The organism is Blautia marasmi (assembly GCF_900258535.1).
Taxonomy (GTDB): Bacteria; Bacillota; Clostridia; order Lachnospirales; family Lachnospiraceae; genus Blautia; species Blautia hominis.
Map to the genome: position 1 here is coordinate 5,976,959 of NZ_OIWX01000001.1, position 16,875 is coordinate 5,993,833.

General features: G+C 47.9%; 12 protein-coding genes and 1 pseudogene. 3 read left to right on the forward strand and 10 right to left on the reverse strand.

What is annotated here, in order from left to right; translation table 11 throughout:
* Nucleotides 1–58: 58 nt before the first annotated feature.
* The 6 genes and pseudogenes from C6P39_RS26410 to C6P39_RS26435 all read right to left on the reverse strand — a co-directional run bounded on the left by C6P39_RS26410 (nt 59) and on the right by C6P39_RS26435 (nt 7,974).
* Nucleotides 59–748: a GerMN domain-containing protein gene (locus tag C6P39_RS26410; protein ID WP_095172546.1), complete on the reverse strand. Its 690-nt coding sequence runs from the start codon at nt 746–748 to the stop codon at nt 59–61.
* The gene (locus C6P39_RS26415) at nt 745–1,632 is read right to left on the reverse strand and encodes a mechanosensitive ion channel family protein (RefSeq protein ID WP_104805721.1); all 888 of its coding nucleotides are present in this window, start codon (nt 1,630–1,632) and stop codon (nt 745–747) included. Before C6P39_RS26415 ends, C6P39_RS26410 begins: the two co-directional genes overlap by 4 nt.
* 11 nt (nt 1,633–1,643) lie before the next feature.
* Nucleotides 1,644–5,069, reverse strand: coding sequence for a 1,4-alpha-glucan branching protein GlgB (gene glgB / locus C6P39_RS26420; protein ID WP_330407132.1), 3,426 nt, complete (start codon nt 5,067–5,069; stop codon nt 1,644–1,646).
* 116 nt (nt 5,070–5,185) lie between these two features.
* Nucleotides 5,186–6,680: pseudogene (locus tag C6P39_RS26425) on the reverse strand (IMP dehydrogenase).
* 162 nt (nt 6,681–6,842) lie between these two features.
* The gene (locus C6P39_RS26430; RefSeq protein ID WP_104805722.1) at nt 6,843–7,367 is read right to left on the reverse strand and encodes a flavodoxin domain-containing protein; all 525 of its coding nucleotides are present in this window, start codon (nt 7,365–7,367) and stop codon (nt 6,843–6,845) included.
* A gap of 10 nt (nt 7,368–7,377) precedes the next feature.
* Nucleotides 7,378–7,974 carry a TetR/AcrR family transcriptional regulator gene (locus C6P39_RS26435; RefSeq protein WP_095172542.1) on the reverse strand — a complete coding sequence of 199 codons (597 nt, stop codon included), beginning with the start codon at nt 7,972–7,974 and terminating at the stop codon, nt 7,378–7,380.
* A 395-nt stretch (nt 7,975–8,369) separates the two neighbouring features.
* Between C6P39_RS26435 and C6P39_RS26440 the strand changes: the two genes are divergently transcribed.
* From C6P39_RS26440 to C6P39_RS26450, 3 genes are read left to right on the forward strand one after another with little or no spacing between them, the layout of a single operon-like run.
* Nucleotides 8,370–8,849, forward strand: coding sequence for an NADH-quinone oxidoreductase subunit NuoE family protein (locus C6P39_RS26440; protein ID WP_033143487.1), 480 nt, complete (start codon nt 8,370–8,372; stop codon nt 8,847–8,849).
* On the forward strand, nt 8,846–10,720 hold the full coding sequence (locus tag C6P39_RS26445; RefSeq protein WP_095172541.1) for an NADH-ubiquinone oxidoreductase-F iron-sulfur binding region domain-containing protein: 1,875 nt from the start codon (nt 8,846–8,848) through the stop codon (nt 10,718–10,720). The genes C6P39_RS26440 and C6P39_RS26445 overlap by 4 nt, the downstream gene beginning before the upstream one ends.
* 12 nt (nt 10,721–10,732) lie before the next feature.
* Nucleotides 10,733–12,421: a [FeFe] hydrogenase, group A gene (locus tag C6P39_RS26450; protein ID WP_095172540.1), complete on the forward strand. Its 1,689-nt coding sequence runs from the start codon at nt 10,733–10,735 to the stop codon at nt 12,419–12,421.
* A 133-nt stretch (nt 12,422–12,554) separates the two neighbouring features.
* Here the strand turns inward: C6P39_RS26450 and C6P39_RS26455 are convergent, their stop codons facing one another.
* Genes C6P39_RS26455 through hydG form a run of 4 tightly spaced genes read right to left on the reverse strand, consistent with a single transcriptional unit; the run spans nt 12,555 to nt 16,868 of the window.
* Nucleotides 12,555–13,691 carry an alkaline phosphatase family protein gene (locus C6P39_RS26455; RefSeq protein WP_242987147.1) on the reverse strand — a complete coding sequence of 379 codons (1,137 nt, stop codon included), beginning with the start codon at nt 13,689–13,691 and terminating at the stop codon, nt 12,555–12,557.
* Nucleotides 13,692–13,705: 14 nt separating this feature from the next.
* A complete protein-coding gene (locus C6P39_RS26460) occupies nt 13,706–14,197 on the reverse strand; it encodes a GNAT family N-acetyltransferase (protein ID WP_095172539.1) in 492 nt (163 codons plus the stop codon).
* A gap of 48 nt (nt 14,198–14,245) precedes the next feature.
* A complete protein-coding gene (hydF, locus tag C6P39_RS26465) occupies nt 14,246–15,433 on the reverse strand; it encodes a [FeFe] hydrogenase H-cluster maturation GTPase HydF (RefSeq protein WP_104805723.1) in 1,188 nt (395 codons plus the stop codon).
* Between the two features lie 13 nt (nt 15,434–15,446).
* A complete protein-coding gene (hydG, locus tag C6P39_RS26470) occupies nt 15,447–16,868 on the reverse strand; it encodes a [FeFe] hydrogenase H-cluster radical SAM maturase HydG (protein WP_095172537.1) in 1,422 nt (473 codons plus the stop codon).
* Nucleotides 16,869–16,875: the final 7 nt, after the last annotated feature.

Genomic DNA, 16,875 nt, shown 5'->3' on the forward strand with positions numbered 1-16,875 from the left:
ACTCCCGTTCAATCTGAAAATGCAGCAGCCGGAATACACTCCGGCGCTGCACCTTTCGCTACTGATAATCCATATGTGTCATAAATCCTTCATATACCTCGTGGCCTGTTTCCAATGTGCTGCCGTCCACTGTAATCTGGATCGCTTCTGCCTGATAGGTATCCAGAAATGAATTGACAACAGCGCCGATGGTGAGGATCTCGCCTGCGGTCCCCATAGAACGTATACTGTCTTTAAAATTTGAGGACAGATCCAATTTCAGGACATACTGCCCTTCTTCCTCAGTCTCCTCAAAATTTTGCACGGTTATACTGTCTGTCAGAACGCCTGCCCCCACCAGCTGCCCAATCAGCGCATCCGCAGATACCTGAGGGATTTCCACCTGGTTTACATCCCAGCCTTCCGCATTTTCATCGGGAACATAAATAAACGCCTGCCCTGTCTGTACCGGGACGCTCTCTTCCTGCGATTCCTGCACATCGGCATCGCTCTTCACTGCCTCTTTCTCTCCGTCCTGCGTCCCTGTCTCTTCTTTCGTCTCTGCGTTTTCTTTCTTATCGGTCTGCGGATCTTCCTTTTTTACTTCCTTATCCGGATTTTCTTTCTTTTCCTGTTCTGTGTCCTTTTGCTCCTCTTTTGACTCCGTCTGGGTTTTCGCATCTGTATCCTGGGTATTACTGCATCCTGCAGTGCCGAATATCATCACGGCGCAAAGCAGGATGGCAATACATGATTTTCTGTGTTTCATAGGCTGCGCTCCTCTCTGCCAAAAGCCTCCGGCAATCCGGACTTGATATGCACATCAAGCTGCGGATATGGAATATCAATGTTTTCCTCATCAAATGTCAGTTTAATTTCCTCATTCAGTCTCCATTTTGCAGGCCAGTAATCTTCCGTTTTCACCCATGCCCTGAGTCCCAGGATCACGCCGTCATCCGCCAGTTCATCCACGAATACCAGCATCTCCTGCTCAGACATTATAGCAGGATCCGCATGAAGCAGTGTTTCCAGGATCCCTTTTGCCTTTTTTAAATCTGACTGGTAGCCAATCATCACTTTGATCTCCAGCTTCCGTTTATCCTGGGATGTCACATTGACAATGCTGGAATTGGTGATATTTCCGTTCGGTATGGTGATCCGTCTGTTGTCCACAGTGGAGAGAGTGGTGTAAAACAGATCAATCTTCACCACAGTTCCCTCCTGGCTGTTGGTATTCTCTATGATATAGTCTCCCACTGTGAAGGGCCGCAGAAGCATGATGATGACTCCGCCTGCCAGATTTGACAGACCGCCCTGCAGTGCCAGACCAATGGCTACACCACCGGATGCCAGCAATGCTGCAATAGAAGATTCCTTAATCCCAAAACGGACTGCAATACTTACGATCAGCAGGAAGTACAGGGCAGTTTTTACAAAAGAGGTCAAAAACTGGATGACACCGGTATCCGCACCTGCCTTGTTCATGGCTGCCCGTATGATGGCGCATATCTTGACGATCACCTTGCTGGCTATAAAATAGACGACGATCGCCAGGATCACCTTCCACGCAAAGGCTTCCACGGCAGGTATCTGAGCACTGATACGGTTCCAGATTTTTTCAAAATTTATGCTGCTTGCCAATATTCCTGTCATTTAGTTCATCCTTATTTTTTCTTGGTTGTCTTTCTCGTTGTTTTCTTTTTGGAGGTTGTCCGGACGGTCCGTGTACCGGCTTTTCCTGTCTCCGCTGTTTTTGTCTCTTCTGCTTTCACTGCTGCCGCAGAAACCTTCTCTGCCTTTTCCACTGCAAGACTTACAGACTGCTTGTCTTCTTCTGCCTGCACAGCTTCCGGTTTTGCCTCAGCCTTCTCAGCCTCCGGTTTTGCAGCTGTCTCTTTCGCAGCTGGCGTTGCTTCCGTAATCTCCGCCTCTGCTGTTGCAGCTATCGTTTTCGCTTCTGGTTTTGCCTCTATCTTCTCAGATTCAGGATTAGCGGCTATCTTTTTTGCCTCTAGCTTTGCTTCTATCTTCTCAGCTTCCGGTTTTGCGGCTATCTTTTTTGCATCCGGTTTTGCCTCTATCTTCTCGGCTTCCGGTTTTGCGGCTATCTTTTTTGCATCCGGTTTTGCCTCTATCTTCTCAGATTCTGGCTTTGCAGCTATCTTTTTCGCATCCGGCTTTGCTGCTATCTTCTCAGCTTCCGGTTTTGCGGCTATCTTTTTCGCTTCCGGTTTTGCCTCTATCTTCTCAGATTCCGGCTTTGCGGCTATCTTTTTCGCTTCCGGTTTTGCTTCTATCTTCTCAGATTCCGGTTTAGCGGCTATCTTTTTCGCTTCCGGTTTTGCTTCTATCTTCTCAGATTCCGGTTTAGCGGCTATCTTTTTTGCATCCGGTTTTGCCTCTATCTTCTCAGATTCCGGTTTAGCGGCTATCTTTTTTGCATCCGGTTTTGCCTCTATCTTCTCGGCTTCCGGTTTTGCCTCTATTTTCTCAGATTCCGGTTTAGCGGCTATCTTTTTCGCATCCGGCTTTGCCGCAGCTTTCGATTTGGCTGATCTTTTAGTTTTTGACCCTGATGCTGTTTTCCCGGTCTCCGCCTTTGCAGCAATTTGGGTGTCTGCCGTCTCTGCCTCAGCTTTCCCGGAGCCTGCCTTTTCTGCAGTTTTCCCTGCCGCAGCTATTTGTAATGCCTGCTGCTCCAGCTCTTTTTTCCGTTCCTCTTCAATTTTCCTTTCCAGCTCTGCACGGACTTTTGATACTCCGGACTTTTCTTTGATCTCGGCATTCTTTGCTGTCGTCTTAGCTTTCCTCTTTGCAGGTGCTTTCACAGACGCCGTATCTTTCACAGCTTTCCCGGAAGATACCTTAGCGGTTGTCTTTCTCTCTTCTTTTGTAAAGGAGAAGATCTGTACAGAAAACGGCGCAACATCTATCACGATGGAATTCTTTCTTTCATCGCATTCTGCCCGTTTGGAGGATTTCACCCTGGCATTTCTCAAGCCGGTTCCACCAAATTCCACGGCATCACTGTTAAAGATTTCTTTGTATTTACCGGGATACGGAACTCCCATCTGGTATTTTTCATATGCCAGAGACGAGAAGTTGCACACGATCACCAGCAGCTCCTCTTTCTTTTTCGTTTTCCTGATAAATGTCAGCATGTTTTTCTCGGATTCCATGTGGTTGATCCACTCAAACCCTTCCGTGTCATAATCCAGTTCAAACAGAGCCGGATGGCCTTTGTAGAAATTCCAGAGCGCTTTCACATAGTTTTTAAACTGCTGGTGTTCGGACTGTTCCAGAAGATCCCAGTCAAGGCTTCTCTCCTCAGACCACTCTCTCTCCTGGGCAAATTCCTGTCCCATGAACAACAGCTTCTTGCCGGGGTGTACTGCCATAAAGCCATATGCTGCACGCAGATTTGCGAACTTCTCCGCCTTGTCCCCCGGCATCTTCATAAGTAAAGAGCCTTTTAAATGTACCACCTCATCATGGGACAGACTTAAAAGGAACTTTTCACTGTACGCATAAACCATGCTGAATGTCAGTTCATCGTGAGCACCTCCGCGAAACAGCGGATCTTTTTTCATATAGTCAATAAAGTCATTCATCCAGCCCATATTCCACTTCATATCAAAGCCCAGGCCCTCGTCCTCAATACTGCCGGTAATCTTCGGCCAGGCAGTAGACTCCTCTGCGATCAGAAGCGCGTCCGGATGTCTTTTCTTAAAAATGGAATTGAGATGCTTCAGAAATTCGATGGCCTCCAGATTCTCGTTGCCTCCATAGATGTTTGGAACCCACTCCCCGTCATTCTTTCCGTAGTCCAGATAAAGCATGGAAGCAACCGCATCCATACGGATGCCATCTGCATGAAACTTCTCTACCCAGAAAAGTGCATTGGAAATAAGGAAGTTTCTCACCTGCGGTCTTCCGTAATTGTAGATCAATGTTCCCCAATGAGGATGCATCCCCTGCCTTGGGTCCAGATGCTCATACAGACAGGTACCGTCAAAATTTGGAAGCCCCGGTGTATCCTTCGGGAAATGCGCAGGCACCCAGTCGAGGATCACACCAATCCCCTGCCGGTGCAGATAATCCATAAAATACATGAAGTCCTCACAGGTTCCATATCTGCTGGTAGGCGCATAATACCCGGTCACCTGATATCCCCAGGAAGCATCAAAGGGATGCTCCATAACCGGCATAAGTTCTACGTGTGTGTACCCCATATCTTTTAAATATTCTGCAAGCTTCGGAGCAATATCCCGGTAATTACAGAACAGTTTACCCTCTTCCTCCGGTTTTATCCAGGAGCCTAAATGCATCTCATAGACCAGCATGGGCTTTTTCTCGTCATTGATATGTTTTCTGTCCTTCATCCACTGGTCATCCTGCCACTGGTAATGGTTCAGATCCGCCACGATAGAAGCTGTTTTCGGGCGCAGCTCCGCCTGGTTTCCGTAGGGGTCTGCTTTTAAGTAAACAAGGGAGCCCTTTGCCTTGATCTCATATTTGTACAGGGCGCCCGGTTTGATCCCGGGTATAAACAATTCAAAAATCCCTGATACAGCCAGACGGTTCATCTGATGGATCCTGCCGTCCCAGTGGTTAAAATCACCAACCACGGAAACACGAAGGGCATTGGGTGCCCAGACTGCAAAATACACACCGGATACCCCATTTATGGTCATGGTATGCGCGCCCAGTTTCTCATAAATTTCATAACAGATGCCTGCGCAGAACTGCTGCTCCTCATCCAGGCTGATTTTCGTTTCAAAGGCATAGGGGTCATAGAACTGCTTTTTATTTCCTTCCCCGTCCTGCATTTCCACTTTATATTTCGGTATTTTATTTCCCGGAATCAGAACAGCGAAAAAACCAGCTTCATCTTCCATCACCATATCATACGTTTGTTTCTCTTTTGTAAGCAGGATTTTCGCCTGCACAGCACCGGGTAAAAAACACTGGATCAGGATGCCGTCCTTTGTCACACGTGGCCCCAGAATGCGGCGCGGTTCACTTTCCTCGGAATATACAATAGCCTCTATTTCAGGCCAATCCATCAATTCATATAATTTGTCAGACATAAAACACCCTCCTTTTGTTACATTTTATCATTAAAGCGTTAAAAAGTAAACCTTGGATGAAAACGGGTCCGTCTGTACAATTTTGCTGCCGACTGCGGGCAGCTGTTCATACACCCTTATCTTTGGTCACGCAGCATAACATCATGCGCGCCGCCTTCCACAATGCTTGTAGAGGATACCAGTGTTATTTTAGCCTTTTCCTGCAGTTCCGGAATCGTAAGCGCGCCGCAGTTGCACATGGTGGAACGCACCTTGCTCAGCGTCAGGCTCACATTATCCTTTAAACTTCCCGCATAAGGCACCAGGGAGTCCACGCCTTCCTCAAAAGAAAGCTTTTTCTCTCCTCCCATATCATACCGCTGCCAGTTCCTGGCTCTGGCGCTGCCCTCACCCCAGTATTCCTTCATATAACTTCCGTTGATATTGACTTTTTTCGTAGGGCTTTCATCAAATCTGGCAAAATATCTTCCAAGCATGATAAAGTCAGCGCCCATGGCCAATGCCAGGGTAATGTGATAATCGTGCACAATGCCTCCGTCAGAACAGATAGGAATATAAATCCCCGTCTCCTCAAAATATTCATCTCTGGCCTTTGCCACCTCGATCACTGCAGTTGCCTGGCCTCTTCCGATGCCTTTCTGCTCCCGGGTAATACAGATCGCGCCGCCGCCGATCCCCACTTTTACAAAATCAGCACCTGCATCGGCAAGAAAACGGAAGCCTTCCGCATCCACCACATTTCCGGCTCCTACCTTTACATCATTCCCATAGTTTTTTCTGATATAGTCAATGGTGATCTTCTGCCACTCCGAAAAGCCTTCAGAGCTGTCAATACAGAGCACATCCGCACCTGCATTTATCAGAGCCGGAACACGGGTTTCATAATCCCTAGTGTTGATCCCTGCCCCTACCATATAGCGTTTGTGACTGTCTATCAGCTCATTTTCATTCTTTTTATGAGTATCATAATCCTTTCTGAAGACCAGGTACACCAGTTCCCGGTTCTTGTTCACCAGAGGCAGACAATTTATTTTGTGTTCCCAGATAATGTCATTTGCTTCCTTCAGAGTCGTCTCCTCCTCTGCGTATACAAGGTCGTCCAGTTTTGTCATGAATTCTTTTACTTTTAGATCAAGGTCCATGCGGCTTACCCGGTAATCCTTGTTGGTGACAATACCAAGCAGTTTCCCGCCGGGTCCGCCGTCCTCTGTCACCGCAATGGTGGAATGGCCTGTCTGCTCTGTCAGACGAAGAACATCCTGAAGGGTCATTTCAGGAGACACATTGGAATCGCTCACCACAAATCCGGCACGGTACCGTTTCACTTTTTTCACCATCTCCGCCTGTTTTTCCACCGGCTGGGAACCATAGATAAAGGAAAGCCCGCCTTCCTGCGCAAGGGCCACCGCCAGATTATCATCTGAAACAGACTGCATCACTGCAGAAACCATAGGAATGTTAATAGACAGCGCCGGGTCCTCCCCTTTTCTGAATTTGACCAAAGGGGTTTTCAGATTCTACCTGGGACGGTACGCAATGCGTGGATGAATAACCCGGGATCAAAAGGTACTCGCTAAATGTTCTGGACGGCTCCTCATAATAAAATGCCATGTCAATTCTCCTTTTCGTATTCAATACGTTTCTGGTTTTGTTTGATACTAGCACAGGCAGTTCTTCTTTGTCAATGAAAACACCTGTGTTTCAGCCATGCCATCTCAATGCTTTGGTTACGGTTTGCTCTGTGTCCCACAGCCTGCTCTGTCCCCCTTTGCTTTACTGTTCCATGATCCAATGGAGCAGCGGTTCCAGGTTATTTTTATCCGCCACATCAAAAGAAGTTTTCAGACAGGCTGCCATCATTTTTTCCTGTTCGGTTTTATCCTTCTTCTTTTCCATCATCTTTGAGAAAAGCTTCATCATCATCCGAAGTTTCCAATCCATTTTTTCATAATTTAGTCCGCTCTGCAGATAAAAACAGGGAATTGCCTTTTGCTCCTCCTCTGTTAAGTTTTGAGCAAACGCCTTTTCAACCTCCGGGGAATCCTCCGGGGTGGCACCTGTGGCAAAAACCGCCATCCTCTTCCCCTGCAACCGGGGAATCCTATTTTTCAGCCATGCGATCCCCTGGATCTGCCCTCCGTAAAAACCTCCGCCATATAGGATCACGTCATACTTTTCAATATTTATTTCTTCCGCTTCCTTTGCTTTCACACAGGTGCAGGGTATCCTTTCCCCAATCCAGCCCGCATATCGCTCTGTAAATCCTGTCTTTGAACTGTAAACCACTAATATATTCATTTTTTATCCTCTACTTTCCATAAACTTTTATAAATTGTCTCAAATGTTTCTCAAATTCAGGTCCCGCTTCCTTAAGACCCTCGCAGGTGTGCAGCAGTAAAAAAACCGGCCCGTAAAATTCCAGTGCAAGTATCCGCGGATCCCTTCTTTCCAGCACCCCTGCATCCATAAGGCTCAAAAACAGACTGCTTTGAAACTCCAGCATATACTCCCTGTAGAATTGGATATAGATCCCCTTTGCCCTGGGGTTTTCGTATTGACTTAAGATCAGAAGCCGCCTAAACCTCACATTCTCCTCATCCTCAAAGAAAAAAGCAAACACGGACAATACCTTCTCCACAAGCCTGTCCATATCCCGCTCCTCAAACATCTCTGTGTTATCGCCCTTGGCAAAGGGCAGTTCCTTATCTCGGAAATACGCCTTGGCATTCTCCCACTGGACATCCACGATACGGTCAAAAATATCCTGCTTGTTTTTGAAATGGTTATAAAGAGAGCTTTCTTTAATCCCCACAGCCCTGGCTATATCCCTGACAGAAACCGCATGAAACCCCCGCTCTGAAAACAGATAAAAGGCCTCCTTTAAAATCTTGTCTTTTGTTGTCATCTCTCCTGCCTCCTCGCAAACTAACGATTGTTAGTTTTTATTATACTAACAATCGTTAGTATAGTCAATACCGGATCTCTGCTCCGGAAGACAATTTTAAAGGAGATGCTGCCCGAAAAGTGCTGCTGTATAAGAAGGATGGCCTGCGTAAACCGTGAGCAGACAGCAGTACATGAAAGTATAAATACAAATTTTATGGTACCATTCATGAATTTGTATATTTTTATGTTTTTTTCAAAATATTTATTGTTTATTTCCGCTTAACATTATATAATTAGGGGACAGGTATATGTGCAAAAATACCCAAACGCACATGCGGAAGTGTACTGTAATACAGTGGAGAGCACATTCACTCTCTATTGTCATGAATGATTAAATCTAAAGGAGGTATCTGAATGCTTGACAAGAGCTACTACCAGAAGACGGACGAAATCATTAGCCATTATGGCCGCAAGCCAAGTGCACTGATTCCCATCATGCAGGACATTCAGGCAGAATACCGTTATCTGCCAGGCGAACTGTTGACCTACGTGGCAAAAGAAATTGGGGTGAAAGAAGCCAAAGCTTACAGTGTTGCCACATTTTACGAAAACTTTTCCTTTGAACCCAAAGGAAAGTACATCATCAAAGTCTGTGACGGAACTGCCTGTCATGTCCGCAAATCCATGCCCATTCTGGAAGCCCTTCAAAAAGAGCTGGGCCTGAGCAAGAAGAAACACACTACAGACGATATGCTTTTTACTGTGGAGACTGTTTCCTGCCTGGGTGCCTGCGGGCTGGCTCCTACACTCACCGTGAACAATGAAGTACACCCGACTATGACGCCGGAAAAAGCATTGGAATTACTCACAGAATTGAGAGGTGATAGCGTATGATGATCGAAAACAGAGAGGCTCTGAAAAAAGAGCAGGAGGCCGCCCAGAAACAGATTGATTCTTTTGAATGCCGTATCTTAATCTGCGCCGGAACCGGCTGTGTCGCTACCGGCTCACAGAAAATCTATGAAAAAATGCAGGAGCTCTGCAAAGACATGCCCGGTGTTTCCGTAGAATTTGAAGGCCATGTCCCCCACATCGGAGTGGTGAAGACCGGCTGCCAGGGTATCTGTGAATTAGGCCCCCTGATGAGGATTGAACCCCTGCATTATCAATATGTAAAAGTACAGATGGATGACTGCGAAGAAATCTTCAAACGTACTGTCCTGAACAAGGAACCTGTGGAACGCCTGTTCTACAAAAAAGGGGAAGAATCCTTCCCTACACCGGACGATATCCCCTTCATTGCCAAACAGACCAGGATCACACTGGAAAACTGCGGGCGCTTTGACGCGGAATCCCTGGATGAGTACATAGCTTCCGGCGGCTACAGCGCCCTGTCAAAAGCCCTTTTTGACATGTCTCCGAGAGATGTCATTGACGAAGTGGACAAATCCGGTCTGCGGGGAAGAGGCGGCGGCGGATTCCCTACCGGAAAGAAATGGAAACAGGTGGCTGCCCACACAGACGTAAAGGAACACTATGTTGTCTGTAACGGCGACGAGGGTGACCCGGGCGCGTTCATGGATGGAAGCGTTATGGAAGGTGACCCCTACCGTCTCATCGAAGGAATGACCATTGCCGCCTACGCAGTCAGTGCACAGGACGGTTATATCTATGTGCGTGCAGAATATCCGCTCTCTGTAGAAAGGCTCACACACGCCATGGCACAGGCCGAGGAAAAAGGCCTGCTGGGAGACAATATCCTCGGAACGGATTTCTGTTTCCATATGCATATCAACCGCGGCGCCGGTGCCTTTGTCTGCGGCGAGGGTTCCGCTCTGACCGCTTCCATTGAGGGCGACAGAGGTATGCCCCGTGTAAAACCCCCCAGAACGGTTGACCAGGGTCTTTGGGCCAAACCTACTGTTCTGAACAATGTGGAAACATTCGCCAATGTTCCCGGTATTGTCATGAAAGGAGCTGACTGGTTCCGCACCATAGGAACAGAAGGAAGCCCCGGAACAAAGACATTCTCCATCACCGGTTCCATTGAGAACACAGGCCTGATCGAAGTTCCCATGGGAACCTCACTGCGTGAGATGATCTATGATATCGGCGGCGGCATCAAAGGCGGCGGAGAATTTAAAGCCGTACAGATTGGCGGTCCCTCCGGCGGATGTCTTACTGCTGAGCACCTGGATGTAGGTCTGGACTTTGACAGTGTTAAAAAATACGATGCCATCATGGGTTCCGGCGGACTTGTTGTTATGGACGAGAACACCTGTATGGTTGAGGTTGCCCGGTTCTTCATGAGCTTTACCCAGAGGGAATCCTGCGGAAAATGTGTTCCCTGCCGTGAAGGGACCAAACGTATGCTGGAGATCCTGGAACGTATCGTAGACGGAAAAGGAGTCATCGAGGATCTGGATACCCTGGAAGAGCTGGCAGCCATGGTCAAGAATATGGCTCTGTGCGGACTCGGAAAGAGTGCCCCGCTTCCTGTCATCAGCACCTTAAAAACCTTCCGCAATGAGTACGAGGAGCACATTCTGGAACACAAATGTGCTGCCAAATGCTGTACTGCCATGCGCCGCTTCCTTATCAATCCGGAGTTCTGTAAAGGCTGCGGAAAATGTGCGAAGAACTGTCCGGTGGGAGCGATCACCGGCGTGCGCAAGCAAGCTTATCATATTGACAACGAATTGTGTATCAAGTGCGGTGCCTGCAAAGACAACTGTGCCTTTGATGCCATTTACGTGGAAGCATAGGAGGGTTTTAATATGGGATATATGACGATTGACGGTAGAAAAGTAGAATTTACCGATGAAAAAAATGTGCTTTCCGTCATCCGGAAAGCCGGAATCAATCTTCCGACACTCTGCTATCACTCTGAGGTTTCCACCTTCGGCGCCTGCCGGCTCTGTACTGTGGAGGATGACAGGGGACGTACCTTTGCCTCCTGCTCAGAGGTTCCCAGAGATGGAATGGTCATCTACACCAATTCCGGAAGGATCAAGAAATACAGAAAACTGATCGTGGAGCTTCTGCTCTCCGCCCACTGCCGTGACTGTACCACCTGTGTAAAGAGCGGCGAATGCGTACTGCAGGATCTGGCCCACAGAATGAATATCACGGATGTGCGTTTCCAGAACACAAGGGAAATCCGTCCGCTGGATACCAGCTCTCCCTCTATTGTCAGGGACCCCAACAAATGTATTCTCTGCGGTGACTGTGTGCGTGCCTGTTCCGAGATCCAGGGGCTGGGCGTTCTGGGATTCGCTTTCCGCGGAACAGACGCCATGGCAATGCCGGCATTCAATAAGACCCTGGCTGAGACTGACTGTGTAAGCTGCGGCCAGTGCCGTATCTACTGCCCTACCGGAGCCATCAGCATCAAGACCCACATGGATGAAGTGTGGGAAGCCATTGCTGATCCGGATACAAGGGTTGTAGCCCAAGTAGCTCCGGCCGTACGTGTTGCGGTAGGGGATGCCTTTGGCCTTGACAAAGGAAACAGTGTCATGGGCAAGCTGGTAGCTGTCCTGCACCGTATGGGATTTGATGAAGTTTATGATACTGCGTTCAGCGCGGATTTGACAATTATGGAAGAGTCCAAGGAATTTCTGGAGCGTCTGGGTGACAGCTCAAAACTTCCGCTGTTCACCTCCTGCTGTCCCGCATGGGTGAAATTCCTCTGCGACCAGTATCCGGAGTATAAGAACAACCTCTCCACCTGCCGTTCTCCTCAGGAAATGTTCTCTGCAGTCATCAAAGAGTATTACAGAGGTTATGAAAAGAACCAGGGCAAAAAGACAGTGGTTGTTTCCATTATGCCGTGTACAGCTAAGAAAATGGAAGCCATTCGTCCAAACAGTTTTACCCACGGAGAGCAGAACACAGATATTGTTATCACTACCACAGAATTAATCCGAATGATCAAAAACTCCGGTATTGAGTTCCCGACTCTGATTCCGGAAGCTTGTGACATGCCGTTCGGTTTTGGTTCCGGTGCCGGTGTTATCTTTGGCGTAACGGGTGGTGTGACAGAAGCTATGCTCCGCCGTTTTGCAGACAAGCATGACAAGGCAACCATGGATACCGTTGCGGAAACAGGCGCCCGGGGAGAAGAGGGTATCAAGGAATTCTCCGTCACTTACAAAGGCATTCCGCTGAATGTCTGTGTAGCCAGTGGTCTGGCAAACGCCCAGACTGTCATGGAGAGGATCAAGAGCGGCGAAGCCCACTACCACATTGTGGAGATCATGGCCTGCCGCCGCGGCTGTATCATGGGAGGCGGTCAGCCGCCGAGAGCCGGAGACCGCACAAAAGCAGCCAGAAAAGACGGCCTTTACAAAGCGGACAATGTTACCAGTATCCGTAAGGCTGACGAAAATCCGCTGATCATGTCACTGTATGATACTCTGTTAAAGGGCAAAGAGCATGAACTGCTGCATAATGACAGTTACTAAAGCGGATCTGTAAAAAACAGTATATAAAAATAGTGCAGCGGGATTTTAGTACCCCCGCTGCAGCAAAAGAACTTTCTGCCTGGCCGTCTTACGGCAGGACAGAAAGTTCTTTTTTTTGCATAAATATTTATTTTTAGGGCCTTTCCACCACGATAAGGGGAACCATCATCTCCTGTTCTGTCATACCAGCATGATTAGAACGGAACATAGGAAGATTTTCGGAATAGGCAAACCCCTTATCGGAAATCCCCACAGCCAGGTAATCACCGGACAGCTCCCGGAATTTTTTATGAGGCACTCCATCTCCAAAAATCTGTTTTTCCAACATTTCTTCAGCTGAAAACAAAAGAAAGTCTTTTCCAAAATTCCGGTTAAATCTTTCCTCAAATTCATGCAGAAATTCTTTTTTAACATAGAATGCCGATGCTCTGGCCTCCACTGATATGGGAAGTCTCAACATTTCCATCATTTCCGGATAATCTGTCAAAATATAATGGGAAAGATCAATATGACCATGGTCGGCCGTGACCATCAATAACGTGTCATTCAATTGCTCAGACATCATAGCGATCTTCTCTTCCAGATACTGCAGCTGTTCTGTCACCTTTTCACTATGGCATCCTGTGTCATGCATGGTACTGTCCGGTTCTTCCCAGTAGGCATAAATATATTTTTCACCTGCCTGTCCGCAGAGTCTGACAACTTCATCGCACATCTCATCCAAGGTTTCTATTTTATGAGTGCCAAAGTGGGACACACTATATCCATGTCCAATCCCTGCCTGGTTTATCTTCTCATAAACGTTTGTGTAAGGAATATAACGACTGGCAACATGGTAATCTTCTGCTGGAATTCTTTCATACTGGTCCTGATTCGTAAAGGCATTTACAATCTTATGGATTTCACTGAAGTACAGACTCCATCCCAGCCACCCATGTTCCACTGGTGTCAGCCCGCTTTCCATGGTAGTGGTAGCCGCCGTTGTAGTGGGCGGAAAAACAGATGAGATATGACATCTATCATGCGCTTTGAAGAATCCATCTTGTTTCAGATGAAACTCCAGTGCATCGCAGCCCATCCCATCCAACAGAACCACTACAATATTCTTATACCCTTTTTTCATCCATTCGTCCACACAGGGTAAAGTCTTATGGCTGTAGCGAGCACCAAAACGTTTTAAAACAGAACAGGACAAATTCACCAGGCCATTACTGTAATCTGCATACATCTCTCGTCCTCCTGCTTCTGCTTTTTCATATTTCTTTCCCATTGGAGCATTTTTCCCTATCTATTCCTCAACGGTTCCAGATCCATTACAAATTCTATCTCATGCATCAGAGGAATTCCGTTTGCCCCTATAAGAGGAATCTCCGGTTTCAGCTTTCTTGAAAGGTTCAGGGCATTGTGATACAGATGGGCCATATCAAACCCGCAGCGCTGGTAAAACCGTATGGCCTGGATGTTGTCATTTGTTGTGATCACCACAAGCCTTCTGCATTTTTTCCTTCTTGCAGTCTCTTTTATCTTCTCAATTAAGGTCCTTCCGATGCCTCTGCCCTCCTGGCGGCTGTCCAGGGATACGATTTCACAGATGCCGTCCCTGATCAAATACGTCAGAAGTCCCACAATATTTCCCTTTTCCCAGACAACAATGCCCTCTGTCCCGGTCATATCCACAACACTGCCGCGTATGACCATCTCCGCTGCATGCCATTGGCTTTCTATAAATTCATTGACGCATTCCCGGTTTGTCTCATCAATCGCAACAAACTCCATAAAGATACCCTCCCGCCCGGTACAGTGATCTGTCCCTGTATCCGTTACTCATCGCCGGAATATTTCCAGGCTCCGCTGCAAAATACCGTTCATATGCGCAATGGCTATGCCGTAATTTGTCATGGGCACTCCCTGTGAGACAGCCTGATTTCTGCGCCACTGCATTTCACGCTCATTGAGCATGCAGCCTCCACAGTGCACCACCAGCCGGTACGGTGTCAAATCTTCCGGAAATCCGGTTCCGGAGGTAAAGACAAACTCCGGCTTCTTTCCGGTATGCGTTTCAATCCAGCGGGGCATCTTCACAGTGCCGATATCATTGCACTGCCGGTGATGGGTACAGCCTTCACTGATCAGCACTTTATCTTGGTCCTTCAGATCATCAAGCGTATACGCGCCTTTCAGTGCACCGTCCAAAATCCCTTTGTACCGCGCAAATAAAATAGAGAAAGAAGTGAGCGGTATAGCCGCCGGAACTGCTCTGCTCACTTTGCCGAACACCTGACTGTCCGTAATCACAAGCCGCGGTTTCTCCCCAAGACGCCCCAGCACATCCTCCACCCTGTCATCCTGTACGGCAAGAGGCACTGCTCCGGTATCCAAAAGTTCCCTGATGACCTGCTGCTGCGGCAAGATCAGTCTGCCTTTCGGCGCTGCTTTATCAATGGGTATCACCAGGAGCACAAAATCCCCCGGTGATACCAAATCCTTTACAAGGGGATGCTCCTGCCTTTCTCCTGCAAGGCTTCCCAGTTTCTCCTTCAGTTCAAAGATATGGATGCCTTTCTGGGCACTCACATAGATTTCATGGTCTGTCTCCGGTCTTTTTTCCTCCGACAGTAAATCCATCTTGTTATAGACCAGCAGATAAGGCAGCTCTCTCTTCTCAAAGAGTTCTATTAACTGCCGTTCCATGGAGGTCAGTTCTTTCCCTGCCTCTGCAACCAGGACTGCAACATCGGTTTTGTGGAGCACCTGCTCTGCTTTCTTTACTCTGAGGATGCCAAGGCCTTCCTGGTCATCATCCATCCCCGGCGTATCAATCAGTAAAACAGGGCCTATTGGCAGAAGCTCCATAGCTTTTTGCACCGGATCGGTAGTCGTCCCTTTAACATCAGATACCACTGCCATATCCTGTCCGGTAACCGCATTGAGCAGACTGGACTTTCCGGTGTTACGGCGTCCGAAAAAGCTGATATGTACCCGGTTTGCGGAGGGTGCTGCATTCAGACTCATGTGTATCCTCCTCTCAGAAACGGAAATCCCTCTCTCCATTTTCAATCTTTGCCAGGCGTTCCACTACGATCTCCCTTGTCCTTTCCCTTGGAATGTTCACAAGCTCAGATTGGATCAGCTCTTCCCCGATCTTTCTTGTCTCTGGGCTTGCATAGTCCATGAGGAACTCTTTCAGGGTCATCAGCGCATTGGGATGACAGCAGTTCTGGATCTGTCCTGTCTTACACAGACTCATAAACCGGTCCCCCGTTCTGCCTTCCCTGTAACATGCGGTACAGAAGCTGGGGATATATTTCATATCCATCAGCCAGTGCACCACCTCGTCCAGGGTTCTCTTATCAGACACATCGAACTGTTCGGAATTCTCATCTTCCGGTTCCGGTTCGCTGTAACCACCCACACTTGTTCTGGAAGCGCCGCTGATCTGGGAGATCCCCAGGTGAAGCACTCTCTCCCTGCACTCTTTGCTTTCCCTTGTGGAAATGATCATGCCTGTATACGGCACTGCAATTCGGATACAGGCAACCAATTTGGCGAAGATATCATCATCAATGCCGTTATCAAACGCAGAGGGGTCTATATCGTCCGCATGTTTCACTCTCGGAACACTGATGGTGTGAGGTCCCACACCATGGACAGCTTCCAGATGCTCTGCATGCATAAGAAGCCCTGCAAATTCATAGCGGTACATCTCCAGCCCGAACAGTACCCCAAGACCTACATCGTCGATACCGCCTTCCATCGCTCTGTCCATGGCCTCGGTGTGATAATCGTAATTGCTCTTTGGTCCTGTGGGATGAAGCTTTTTGTAGCTCTCTTTGTGGTAGGTCTCCTGGAAGAGGATGTAGGTGCCAATACCGGCATCTTTCAGTTTTCTGTAATCCTCCACTGTGGTGGCGGCAATATTTACGTTGACACGGCGGATGGCTCCGTTTTTATGTTTGATGCTGTAAATGGTTTTGATGCTCTCCAGTATGTATTCAATGGGATTGTTCTGAGGGTCCTCGCCCGCTTCCAGGGCAAGGCGCTTATGGCCCATATCCTGCAGAGCTGTTACCTCTTTTACAATCTCCTCCTGTGTCAGTTTCTTTCTTGCTATATGTTTGTTTTTCCTGTGATAGGGACAGTACACACAGCCGTTGATACAGTAATTGGACAGATAAAGGGGCGCAAACATAACAATCCGGTTCCCGTAGAAATCCTTTTTAATCTGTTCAGCCAGTTTATAGATCTCCTGGTTCTTCTCCTCGATGTCGCAGTTAAGCAGTACGGAAGCTTCCCTGTGGGTCAGGCCCTTACGAAGCTTTGCCTTCTCAATGATCTGGTCAATAAGCGCCTCATTGTGCTTATTTGCCTCAGCATAGGCAAGTGTCTCCTGGATTTCTTCGTGAGAAATAAATTCCTCTGCTTTCAGTGATTTCGGATCGTAACTCATTTTTACC